This window comes from uncultured Abyssibacter sp. (genome assembly GCF_964000955.1).
Lineage (GTDB): Bacteria > Pseudomonadota > Gammaproteobacteria > Nevskiales > OUC007 > Abyssibacter.
The window spans coordinates 1-12,039 of the sequence record NZ_CAXFCL010000202.1 but is presented as its reverse complement, the minus strand read 5'-3'; the positions used below and the strand labels follow the sequence as shown (position 1 = coordinate 12,039).

At 61.5% G+C, this 12,039-nt stretch carries 11 protein-coding genes; all 11 read left to right on the top strand.

Annotated features, from left to right (window positions below; translation table 11 throughout):
- Positions 1–92 precede the first annotated feature (92 nt).
- The 11 genes from ABNS06_RS09710 (at position 93) to ABNS06_RS09660 (ending at position 11,176) form a co-directional block, all read left to right on the top strand.
- Positions 93–1,208 carry a PAS domain S-box protein gene (locus ABNS06_RS09710; protein WP_348674248.1) on the top strand — a complete coding sequence of 372 codons (1,116 nt, stop codon included), beginning with the start codon at positions 93–95 and terminating at the stop codon, positions 1,206–1,208.
- A 210-nt stretch (positions 1,209–1,418) separates the two neighbouring features.
- Positions 1,419–2,012 carry an isochorismatase family cysteine hydrolase gene (locus ABNS06_RS09705; protein WP_348674246.1) on the top strand — a complete coding sequence of 198 codons (594 nt, stop codon included), beginning with the start codon at positions 1,419–1,421 and terminating at the stop codon, positions 2,010–2,012.
- Between the two features lie 352 nt (positions 2,013–2,364).
- A complete protein-coding gene (locus ABNS06_RS09700; protein WP_348674244.1) occupies positions 2,365–4,287 on the top strand; it encodes a pilus assembly protein N-terminal domain-containing protein in 1,923 nt (640 codons plus the stop codon).
- Positions 4,287–5,045, top strand: a complete 759-nt coding sequence (locus tag ABNS06_RS09695) for a hypothetical protein (protein WP_348674243.1) — start codon at positions 4,287–4,289, stop codon at positions 5,043–5,045. Before ABNS06_RS09700 ends, ABNS06_RS09695 begins: the two co-directional genes overlap by 1 nt.
- Before the next feature lie 401 nt (positions 5,046–5,446).
- Positions 5,447–5,770, top strand: a complete 324-nt coding sequence (locus ABNS06_RS09690) for a hypothetical protein (protein ID WP_348674242.1) — start codon at positions 5,447–5,449, stop codon at positions 5,768–5,770.
- 65 nt (positions 5,771–5,835) lie between these two features.
- Positions 5,836–6,615 carry an SAF domain-containing protein gene (locus ABNS06_RS09685; RefSeq protein ID WP_348674241.1) on the top strand — a complete coding sequence of 260 codons (780 nt, stop codon included), beginning with the start codon at positions 5,836–5,838 and terminating at the stop codon, positions 6,613–6,615.
- A 12-nt stretch (positions 6,616–6,627) separates the two neighbouring features.
- The gene (locus ABNS06_RS09680; RefSeq protein WP_348674239.1) at positions 6,628–7,950 is read left to right on the top strand and encodes a CpaF family protein; all 1,323 of its coding nucleotides are present in this window, start codon (positions 6,628–6,630) and stop codon (positions 7,948–7,950) included.
- A complete protein-coding gene (locus ABNS06_RS09675) occupies positions 7,940–8,815 on the top strand; it encodes a type II secretion system F family protein (RefSeq protein ID WP_348674238.1) in 876 nt (291 codons plus the stop codon). Before ABNS06_RS09680 ends, ABNS06_RS09675 begins: the two co-directional genes overlap by 11 nt.
- Positions 8,816–8,856: 41 nt before the next feature.
- Positions 8,857–9,642, top strand: a complete 786-nt coding sequence (locus ABNS06_RS09670) for a type II secretion system F family protein (RefSeq protein WP_348674250.1) — start codon at positions 8,857–8,859, stop codon at positions 9,640–9,642.
- Between the two features lie 23 nt (positions 9,643–9,665).
- Positions 9,666–10,841, top strand: coding sequence for a hypothetical protein (locus ABNS06_RS09665; protein WP_348674236.1), 1,176 nt, complete (start codon positions 9,666–9,668; stop codon positions 10,839–10,841).
- Between the two features lie 35 nt (positions 10,842–10,876).
- A complete protein-coding gene (locus ABNS06_RS09660) occupies positions 10,877–11,176 on the top strand; it encodes a hypothetical protein (protein WP_348674234.1) in 300 nt (99 codons plus the stop codon).
- The last annotated feature ends 863 nt before the right edge of the window (positions 11,177–12,039 follow it).

Sequence of the window (12,039 nt, the reverse complement as noted above, 5' to 3'; positions counted from 1 at the left end):
GGGTTGAGCTGAACAGGCCGTGTTCACCGATTCGCGCGTAGTATGAACGGCAGAAACTTTCGGGGCTGCACCGGTCCAGGACCAATCCGACCTTGGAACAAGACCACGACAAGAACGAGAGTCGGCTGATCGAACAGCTGCGCGAAAGTGAGCAGCGGTTTCGGGGTGCCTTCGAGACCGCGGCGATCGGCATGGCGCTGGTGTCGCTGGAGGGTCGTTGGCTGGACGTCAATGCTTCGCTCTGCGACATCGTCGGCTACCACCGGGACGAGTTGCTGGTCACGGATTTCCAGACCATCACCCATCCCGACGATCTGGACGCCGATCTCAATCTGCTGAACCAGCTCGTCGCCGGCGAAATTCCGTCCTACCGGATGGGCAAGCGCTATTTCCACAAGTCCGGGCGACTGGTCTGGGTGGTGCTGAGCGTGTCGCTGGTACGCAACGCCGCTGGCGAGCCGCTGCACTTCGTCTCGCAGATCGAGGATGTCACGCAGCAAAAGGAGGCGCGGACGGCGCTGGAGCAGACCAATCGCGAACTGGACCAGTTCGCCGCGGTGGTGTCGCACGACCTCAAGGCGCCGTTGCGCGGCGTCCGCGGCTTCGCCCGCCTGCTGCGGGAGCGCGCAACCGACGAGTTGTCTCCTCAGTCTCTGGAATTGCTGGGTATGATCGATGCCAGCATCGACCGCGCCGACGCGCTGGTTGACGATCTGCTGGCGCTGGCCCGGGTCGGCCAGAGCGGCGAGCAGGAGTCGGTGGATACCCGGACGGTGCTGGGTGATGTGCTGTTCGATCTGGGGCCGGAGCTGGACGCCGTCGACGCCAGAGTGGACACCGGCGATTTGCTGCCGGTCCGGAGCACCGAGGCGAGCATCCGTCAGTTGCTGCAAAACCTGCTGGTCAACGCAATCAAGTTCCGCGACGAAACCCGCCCGCTGCGAATCACCGTCGATTGCCAACGACGAATGAATGAGGCCATCTTTGCGGTGATCGACAATGGCCGTGGTATCCAGCCGCGACACGCCGAACGCGTGTTCCGCGTGTTCGAACGGCTGCACGGCGACGAGGTGGAAGGGACCGGTATTGGACTGGCGATCTGCAAGAAGGTCGTGGAACGAGCCGGTGGTCGCATCTCGATCGAGCCCAATGCAATGGTCGGAGTGACCGTACGCTTTGCACTGCCGGTGGCACTGCCTGCCGATTGACGCCGCGGCGTCGGCCCACCGTCGCGGGCGGCGCCGATGTTTGATTTTGCGATGCAAAATGCAAAGCGATCCGCCATGCGAGCCGATGCCTCGCGTCACCCTAGGGCGGAATGATCAATTACTTCAAATTAATCAGTGGCTTATTCTGCTTTCCATGTTGGAACGCCATTTGCCATTCGTTATGGACAAAGTTCCACGAGACCTCGACCCATGACGTTGAATCGAACCGCTCTCATTCTGATCGGCTACCAAAATGACTACTTTGCACCCGATGGCATTCTGCACCCTGTCATCGAAGAAGCGGCCCGTGTGGGCGGCGTTCTAGGTAATACGCTCGGCTTGCTGGAGCGGCTTGGTGACCAATTTGCCATGGTGGTGTCGACGCCCATCATCTTTTCTCCCGATTATCGTGAGCTGGAAAGGCCGGTTGGCATTCTCAAGACCATCGAAGAGGTCGGGGCGTTTCAGGCTAGCCGACCTGGCAGCCGTACGATTGACCAGCTGAAGCCCTACGAGACCATCATCACCGAAATTCCAGGAAAACGCGGCCTGAACGCCTTTTCCAACACGAATCTGGAAAAAAGCCTGCGCCGCGGCCGGATCGACCATGTGGTGTTAGCCGGCGCGGTTACCTCGATTTGCATCGACTCCACTGGTCGCCATGCCTCCGACCTCGGCTTCGCTGTGACCGTCCTGTCCGATTGCACGACGGGCCGGACGGTATTCGAGCAGGAGTACTACTGCGAGAACGTGTTTCCACTTTATGCCAATGTGCTGACGTCGAGTGAGCTGTCGTCCGGATAGTGTTCTGTTCCCAGGCGTTTCGGCGCATCCCCCAAAAGGCCGCTGCTCAGCGGCCTTTTTTTGTCTGACTGTCACCGCGGTGACAGTGTGACCGAACGGCCGTCATTATTTTGTCGGAGACGGTTGATCGGCACCCGAAATGGAAAAGAACTTTGCAAATTGAGAAGCATTCTGAAAGTTGGGCCTATGCCGCGTCATCATTATTTATTCTCTATCCGGTTAGGAGTCATCCAACTGACTGATATAAAAGAAATAAGATACAAATTATTGATGTCTTAGAACATGGCTTGGATGCTGCAAACCAGGATGCGAACCTGAAAACTGACCCGCGCTTGGCGGGCAAGGAGCATCCATGATCGCGACCCGGTATCGCGCCCTCGTGAGCGGCCTGTTGTTGTGCATGGCAGGGCTTGTTCATGCAGACGGCCTGAAATATGTTGAAACGGCTGACGGCGCCAAGCGTTCTTCTACGCGGCACCTGGTGCAATGGACTCACACCCGTCTGGTTTTTGACAAGCCGCTCGAACGCGTGGCGGTCGGTCAGGAAAACACACTGAAAGTCGAAGTGCTGGGCGAGTACGAGATCCTGGCTCTGGCCAAGAACGTGGGCCGGACTAGCATCATGGTCTGGTACGCCGATCAGACCACCGAAACCTTTTTGTTCAGCGTGGTTCAGGATTTGAGCGTGTTGCGGCGCGCGCTGTCCGACGTGCACCCTCGCATTCGCATCGAGCTGGCGCCCGACCGGGCCGCGCTGGTGCTGCGCGGTCGCGTGCCCACAGTCAAGTACCGTCTCGGCGCGCAGGCGGTGGCAGAAAACTACCTGTTTGCAGGCCAGCGTCACCGTGACTTCGGGCCGACCGACAGCGTGCTGCAGGCCCCCGGTGGTGTGCGCGTGGATCAGGGGCCGCGCGCCGGTGGCTATGGTGCGGCCATCATCAACTTGATTCAGGTCGATGAGCTGCCGCAAAGCCACGAAGACAAGATACTCGCCGCCATCCGCGATGTGGGTGGCCACGATGTGAAGGTGCGCCGGATCCAAACCGGGGATCTGGTCGACAACGGCGTCGATACGCTGGTGCTGGCCGGCGAGGTGCCCAACCAAGTTGTACTCACACGGGTGCTCAATATCGCATCGCGCCTGTTTCTTGGTGTGGCGGCCGATCAGCCCGGCGGCGTGCAGATCACACCTTTAACGGATGAGTCCGGCGCCATGCTCGATGGCCGTCAGTCTACGGCGAAGGCTGCCAACGGCTTCGGCGTGACGCTGGACGAACTCGATAACGACATTCGCGCCAACATCGGGCGCTCCAAACTGATCTCGGCCGCTGGTGGGAGCATTCTGTCCATGATCGAGGTCCGCGACCTGCCGCAGGTGCGTGTGTCCGTGCAAATGCACGAAGTGGATCGACTGCGCCTGAAATCGTGGCGCCCCGATATCTCTGCGGTGAGCAGCGGCTATCGGCGCGACGGTGGCTTCACGCAGCCGGGACTCCAGCCCGTGGAAGGTGCCTCCACCGTGGAAAATGCCCTGCGGATGGTCGGCGGCGCGTTGTCCAATAATTTGCAGATCGCCAACGGACGGTTCGCGTTCGACATGCTGTTCTCGCTGTTAGAGGAGGAAGGCATATCGCGAACCTTGTCGCGGCCCACGCTAACCGTGCTGGCCGGTGAATCGGCCGTGTTCCGCGCCGGTGGTGAGGTGCCGATTCCCAGCGCCTTCGCGCCATCCGGCCTCTCCGCGGACGATAGCGTCGGGCAGAACGCGAGCGGTGTGTTCAGCGGCACCGAATTCAAGGCATTCGGCGTCGAGCTAAAGGTTCGCGCCATGGTGGACGAGCACGACCAGATCACTCTGGACATCAACCCCACGGTGTCGTTGCCGGATACTGCGCTAACCCGTCAGATCGCCGACAGCACCGGCTCTAGCCTTAATGCGGCGGCATTCGATGTCCGCAGCATTAGCACGTCGACGCGTGTTCGCGATGGGCAGCCGCTGGTGCTGGGCGGTCTGGTCAGCCGCGACATCTCGGACAGAAGCGCACACACACCAGGCATTAGCGATGTTCCGCTGGTGGGCCGCCTCGCGGAATCGACCAGCCAGAGCGACAACGAGCGCGAACTCATCATCGTCGTGACCCCAACCATCGTGCGCGAACCCAAGCACGACTTGAATCTCTGGCATTTTCCTAATCCGCGGCTGTTGCTCCGCGAAGGACTATCGCCTCAACACCGTCACCTGCGCAGTACCTCAAGCGCACCGGAGATCTCCTGATGAATGCTTATAAGTGCATGAAAGGTCTGATGCTGATGTCGATGGCACTAAGCAGTGCCTGCACGTCCATGGACCACGCCCGCAAACACCAGCCTGATCCGCAGGATCGGCTCGCCGCCATGCTGGAACTGGACCAGAACGCCTATGTGCATGGCCGCATGTGTCGCGATATCTGGTACGACAACAATCGGGTCATGGATTGCGAAGCCATCCAACGCGAGATCGACCGTCTGTATGTCGAATACCCGCAGGCCGAGCGCGTGTTACTCGCGAATGCCGTCATGCACTTCGAGCATGGGCGCCCGGAAGCGGCCCAGTGGTTGTTGGATGAACTCCTGGCCCGGCCCGGCAGCTTTCCCCAGGCCGGTATTCTGCGATCACAGCTCGCACTGCGGGAAGGGAATCTCAGTCTCGCACGCCGCGTGTTGGAGGCGCAGATTGCGCTGGCGCCGGGCCAGCCCCTGCTCCACGAAGCGGTGGCCAGCGTGCATTACCTGACCGGTGACTACAGTGAGGCTGATCAGGCCCTGCGCCGAGCGGATCTGCTCGGCGCGCCGCAGTGGCGAACGAATTACCACCGCGGGCTGTTGCTTGAGGGGCAGCACCAACCCGTCCAAGCCTGTGACGTCTATCGCAAGAGCCTGAACCAGAACCCGGGTTACCGCCAGCCCATGGCGCGTCTGGTTGGTCTCAGTCATCAGCCGGACTGCGCGCGTGCCCTGCGCGCCGTTCGCCAATCCGACCAGCCCATGTCCTAAACAGACGCTCGAAGACCGAAAAACGGCCCTACATGGGCCGTTTTTTTGTTTGTGCTGGTTGGAAGGCGCTGCTGAAAACGCTGCAGGAGTCGAAAATGCAAAGAGTATTCGCAGCTCGATTCGCAAATTGGGAATATCGCATGCCAGCCGCGCATCTTCGCGCGATCAGGCTACGTTTGATATTCTATAACGCATTGATATGTATGGTAAAAATAGATTTTAATCGAATGGCCTGTGTCTGGCACGAGCCCTGCAATATAGATATCGCAGGACGCAGAAAGCCTTGGTTATCAGGCTAAATTACCGAACGGACTTTAAATCTAGACATTTTATTAAGGAATACCGCAATGAAACTGCAGAGCAAAGAAAGCCACAACAACCGTCGTCAGGCTGGATTCATCATGACCTCCGAACTCATCCTGCTGGTGACCATCATGGTGGTTGGCATGATCGTCGGTCTGGTTACGATGCGTGATGCCGCCACGGCCGAGATGGAAGACGTCGCCGAGGCCATCGGCCAGCTGGATCAGAGCTACGCCTTCAACGGTCTGAAGAGTGCCAATAACACCGCCCTGGTGGATGGCTCGAGCTACGGCGATGCCGTTGATCTGAACGCCGGCGACAACTCCGAGTTCACGTTTGTCGCCAACGACAATGCCGAAGGCGTGACCAGCATCGCTCCCGCCGCGGGATCGTCCAGCGCCGCTGCTGCGGGCACGCAGTAATCGCCACCCAAGCCAAGCGGCCCTTCGGGGCCGCTTGATTCCTCGCTTCAACCCGGAGTCCTGACATGAAATCCAAGACCAGAGGAAGTGCGACCGCCAGTATTGCCCTGTTTGTCACCTCGGGCCTGATGGCATCGGTGCTCGGGCTCCGACAATACGACCGGGTCACCTCCGTGCCGGCCTGGGTCACCAGTACACCGGTTCAGGCAGGCAATGTGTTGACGCGAGATCAATTGACCCAAACCCGGATTCCGCGGGATGAGGTCGGCATCGACAATCCCCAGGCGCTGATCGGCAAGCGCCTGCGCATCAGCAAGGATGCGGGTCAGGCGATCCAGCCCGAGGATTTGATCGTGCCGGCACCACCGCAGCAAAAGACCCTGGCGCAGCATGTTCCCCAGGGGCGGGTGCTCTACTCCTTGCCGCTGGGCAATCACGCCACCACGCCGTTAGCGCAACTACACGCCGGCGATCGGCTGGATGTGCTGGTCCGCGGACGGAATGGGGTTCGCACCGCCGCGACCGATGTCCGTCTGATCGGCGTACTCAAGCCGCGCGGGTCATTGCCGTCTACGGACGACAGCGGGCCCATCACCAGCTTGTTGCCGCAGCGTTCGAGCCGGCAGGCCGCGGCCAGCGGTCACACCACGCTGGTGCTGGCGGTGCAGCCGGAACACGTCTATCCGCTGGCGCATATTGCCGCCGCAGACCAGGTTTCCTTGGTTATCCATAGCGCCCTGGATGTCGCCTTGGGTCGCCAGGTGACGGTGACTCCGGCGCGCACGGAACGCCCGGTCGAGATCGTCGCCGGACTCGAGCGCTCCACTGTTTACGTCAATCGCTAAACGGAGATCGTCATGCTCAGACTGCTGGAAAATACCGAAGCGCGCCCGGTTGCTGTGCGCAGGCCAACCAACCTGCGCAATCTGCGACGCCAAGTGCATGCGCGGCTCATCGATTCACTGGACGGCGAGTCCTCAGACGCCCTGGATCGACCCGACGTCGTCAGCGAGCGCATCGGCGAGATTCTTTGGGACCTGTCACGGGAAACCGAACTGACGGTCTCCCTCCCCGAGCGTCGTCGGATCGAGTCGGAGATTCTTGACGACCTGAAGGGCATGGGCCCCCTGGCGTCCCTGATGCTGGACCGTGGCATCACCGACATACTCGTCAACGGACCCGACGAGGTCTGGATTGATCGCTGCGGCAAGCTGGAACGCACCGACCTGGCCTTCGATGACGATGCGCATCTACGCCGCTTCATTGATCGGCTGGTCGCCGGTCAGGGCCGTCATCTCGATGCCCGTCATCCGCAGGTTGATGCGCGCCTGCCCGATGGCAGCCGCCTGCATGCGGTGATTCCACCGCTTTGTCCACGGGGCGCGGTGGTATCGATCCGGCGGTTCCAGAATGAATCGCTGAAACCGCAGGATCTTGTTGCGCGTGGCATGCTGGATCAGGGCTTGCTGACCTTGCTGGAACTCGCGGTCGGCTGCGGGCAGAACATCGTCATCGCCGGGAGTGCCGGCGCCGGAAAAACCACGCTGCTGAACATGCTGTCGGGGTTCATCCCGGACAACGAGCGGGTGGTGACCGTGGAGGAAACCGCCGAACTGAAATTGGACCATGGCCACGTGATTCCGCTGGAAGCTCGTCAGCAGGTGGGCGAAGAGGCCCAGACCAGCCCGCTGCGAGAGCTCGTCCGCACCGCGTTGCGCATGCGCGCCGACCGGATCATTGTCGGTGAAGTGCGTGGAGGCGAGGTGCTGGACATGTTGCAGGCGATGAACGTCGGACATGACGGGAGTCTGACCACTGTTCACGCCAACAGCCCGCAGGATGTGCTGCGGCGTCTGGAGGCGCTGGCCCACATGGGCGACGCCGGCATGCCGCGCGAGACCATTCGGGACATGATCGGATCAGCCGTGCATCTGATTGTTCAGGTCATGCGCTTTCGGGATGGTCAGCGTCGCATCGTCAGCCTTTGCGAAGTGCATGACGACCAGGGCTCGCTAGAGGTCAACGAACTCTACCGCTACAAGCTGGCGCGGGCCGAAGTCGGCGGTGGCATCGTCGGCCAGCACGAATGCACCGGTCATCCGCCGCGTTTTCTGGAGCGTGCGCAGGTGCTGGGGTATCTGACACCCGATCGCTACACCGGACTGCGGGATGCCGTTTGAAGTTGCAGCATTTCTGGCCTGCCTGCTGGCGTGTGGGGTGAGTGCTTTGCAGCTGCGGCAGGTCTTTCGTGCCTCCGCGAGCGGCGACTCTGTTGTCGACGGTGCGCGCGAGTCCATGCCCCCCAATGCGTTACAACGGCTGGGGGCAGCGCTGCCCGGCCAGCCAACCGCGCTGGTCGTACTGGCGCTGATTCTGGTGCCGGGATTGCTGGCGGTCACCGCCGCCACGCTGCTCAAGCCGGACCTGCCATCGCTGGCAGGCGTCGTGGGTCTTGGCCTGCCCGCGCTCATGCTGCTGGTTCTGCGCGACGTCGCGAGTTGGCGCTGCCGTCACTTTGAAACCCAGCTGGTGGACGCGACCGATTTGATGAACGCCGCCGTGCAGGCGGGATTGAATGCACATGGGGCGATCGAGACGGCTTCGCTGTCGGGGCCGGCAAGCGTGCGCAGGGAGCTGGCTGAAGTGCTGGGCCGGCTGGATCTCGGATTGCCCATCGAGCAGGCGCTTAGCCGGATGCGTGAGCGCTACGACTGCGAAGGCACGCGTTTATTGACTCAGGCATTGGTCGTTAAGTGGCACGACGGAACCGACTTTCGCAGCTTGCTACGTGCCGTCAGCGCGTTGCTGCATGAGCGGTTGAAGCTACGCCGTCAGGTCGAAAGTCAATTGTCCGGCGCGCGCTATGCGGCGCTGTTTGCAGGGGCGCTGCCGTACTTGCTGATTCCGGTGTTTCTCTGGCGCCAGCCCGAATGGCTCGACGTGCTTTTGGAACACCCGCAGGGCGTGACACTGCTGCTGTCGGCGGCGTTGTGCCAGGTGGCCGGCTTCGTGTGGTTACGTCGAATCTTGAGGATGCAGGAATGAGCATGGTGACGATCTGGGTGGATTTGCTCGCTCTCGGGTTGATGATCGCCAGCGGCCTGCTGTTTTGGCGCATGGAGCGCAGCAGTCTGCGCCGCCCCGGCAACCGCCGCCGGGAAACCCTGGAAGGCGAGCCCCAGCGTGGCCTCTACCTCCGAGGCTTGCGGCAGGCAGGGCTGCATCCGCGACAGGCGTACCGCGTTTTCTGGGGGAGCAAGTTCACCCTCGCGCTACTGGCCGGGTTGCTGGCCCTGGAGTGGACCGACGGCACGCGACCGGTGACGGTCGTGGCGTGTGTGCTGGCCGCGGGTTTTGTGCCGGATCTCTGGTTGCTGCTGCGGCGGCATCAGCGGCGCCAACGCATTCGTCAAAGCCTGCCGTTTCTGATCAGCCTGATTGTCGCGTATCTGCGTTCCGGTGTGCCATTGACACAGGCATTGAGCCAGGTCGCCCGGCTTCGCCCCGATTCTCAGGACCCGCTGGGCCAGGAGATGGAGCTGATCAGCCGCGAGATCAACGCCGGCCGTGACCGCAATGTCGCCTTTTCGCACTTGGCTGCACGCACGGGAGTGCCGGCCACGGAACGTCTCGCCGCCGTGCTTCGTGTTGGCCATGAGGCGGGCGCCCCGATTGCCGACACCCTCGACGCCCAGGCCCGACTGCTAGGCCATGAACAGGCGCAGCAGGTCACCGAGCTGACCCAGCGCAAGTCGATGGAGCTAATGCTGCCAATGGTGCTCGTCTGCTTCCCCATGTTTCTGGTGCTGGTCATGTTCCCGGCAGCCATCCAGCTAATGGATGTGCTCGGCATGATTGGCGAATTGTTCTAGGCACGATCAAGGTTCTGATGCAGATGACACAGACTCATACGCGCTTTCGCGCCGCCACGCGCCGCCAGGGCGGATTCATCATCACCGTCGAGCTCTTGTTGATCGCGACCATTCTGGTCATCGGTTCCATCGTCGGTGTCATCGCGATTCGGGACGCCCTGGTCAAGCGCATCGCCCAGCAGCGGTCTCAGGCGGTGCTCGTCATCGACGACGGCGGCCGGGTGCTGGGCGAGGCCCTGGGTTTTGACGAACACGAAGCGCCCCTGGTGAGCTACATCGATCGCACGGTGCCACCCGCTGTGCCAGACCCCGATCATCGCAACTACCGAGCATTGATCGGCGTCCGCGACGACCGGTTCACCACCCGGGAGCCGGTGTATTACTCCGGCGAGAACTGCACGGGGACACCGTGCATGAAGCTCGCCAGCGACGAGGACACCGACAACATCGGTTTCGATGGTATCGCCGGGACTGGTGCGGTGAGTTACCTGTATGGCGTGCAGAATTCGCCGACCTACGGGATTGGCGCATCGCCGAGTGGTCTGCGTGGCGACCTGTATCGCAGCACCGACCAGTTCTGTCCGGTGGAGGTATCCGAGATCCGTTCGCGCTATCTGTCGCAGCGCGTGGTGTCCGGCTCACCTTGCGAAGCCTTCCAGCTCGGTCAGCCCGGCGAGCCGGAAACATCCTGCCTCGCCGATCTTGGCGGGGTTTGCAACTGCCCCGCTGGCTACGATGATCAGGGCGACATCCTGACCCGCTATCTCGAGCCCATTGATGCCTTGTTGACCACCACGACGACGGCATTGAATGAGGTGTTGCTCGGTGCGGTGCCCGCGGTCGACGTCGGCGAGGTGTGCTGTCCGTCGGGAACGCGCCTGCGGGACGACGGTAATCTGGTCAATGCGGTCGTCTACACGCTGCTGACTAACGCGCTGGATGACCTGGGGCTGCTGGACGGACTGGTGGGCGGGCTCGTCGACGCCATCCTGCAGCCACTGGCGGGTGATCTCTATTGCGAGACCAACGCCAGCCTGCAGGCGGCGCAATGGGTGCCCGACCCCAACGACAACGGCCTGAATGCACTGGATCGATTCACGCCCCCCTTTGTCATCAATCTGCCCATGGATCAGGGAGCCGACAGCGACACGTGGATCTCCACACCGCCTGATGGCGAAGGATTGAATACCACGCCCTGATCGTCCTTTTTATCAATCAATCCAGGAGTACCACCATGCATCTTTCCCAACTGCCGCGTCAGCTGCTCCGGGTTTCCGTGCTGTTATTGCTGGCGCATCGGGTGAACGCGGCGCCGCAGGACGTCGTCACCACCGAAGCCGAGGATTTGGCCGAAGCGCTGGAACAGCTTGACCAGAGTTTCCAGTATCCGGGGCTGCGCAGCGGTCACGGCACCGCGACGGTCGGCGGGGCTCGCTACCGTGATCAGCCCACGCCGCAGTCAGGTCCGGTGTCGGCGCCCACGGGTCAAGAGCTGCCCCAGATTGGCGTCGAAGTACCGGAAACAGATCAATAGCCAGCGCCATACGCTGGCGGCTTTACGACGGCGGGCCGCGCGGCACCCACGTAAAAAACGGGGTATCCGGAATCTACTGTGGACGGGGTAAGCAGCGCTGGAACTCGTTCCTTCTCACGCATGTGGATTTTCGTGGTTTATGCCAAGTCACGGCAGATTCAGAGGATGTGGGTTCTCAGAACGCCTATTCGAAGTAACCCGCTTCCAGAAGCCCACAGAGCCTAGGAATATGGGGGCCATAGTTGATTGTCCGGCTTTCAGTCGTCGAAGCAGCAGCCCGGGTGTGACGTCAATCTTGCACCGATAACGGCGCCGCTCTATCTCGATCAACACGCGCTTACCATGCATCGGTGTATCGATGAACTCTTGTCGTTGGCGCCCGTGCCCTTGCATGGTATCGCGTTGACACTGCGGGCAGCAGGCCGGTTCGGCCTGCCCGTCTGCTAGCCCCCGGTAATGATCGCCTAAGTCATCGATTTCTAAGGCTTGGAGTGGCGGCAGGTTTAAGAAGTCCTGAATCATTCTGGCTCCAAGTTCGGCCGTATCTCAGTCGCTGGCACACATTTTGGAGCATCACTTCGCCTCTCCGATCACCTGACTGCCGGGCACGACCGTGATGCCCTGACCAGTGCGTGGCGGTCTCCATGCCCGCCCAATTCGGGCGCCCACAGGGCTGGCGGGGCACACAGCCCATAGCTATGGTGACATTCGGCTGTATTTAGGCGAGATCGTCTGCAGTACGGCATCGCGTACCGCACCCGGTCGCTCCATGGGCAGGAAATGGGTCGTTCCGGAGAGGACACTCACCTCAGCCATCGGTAGCACGGTGCGCAGGCGTTGCCGCGCCCGGTGCGAGAAGGTTG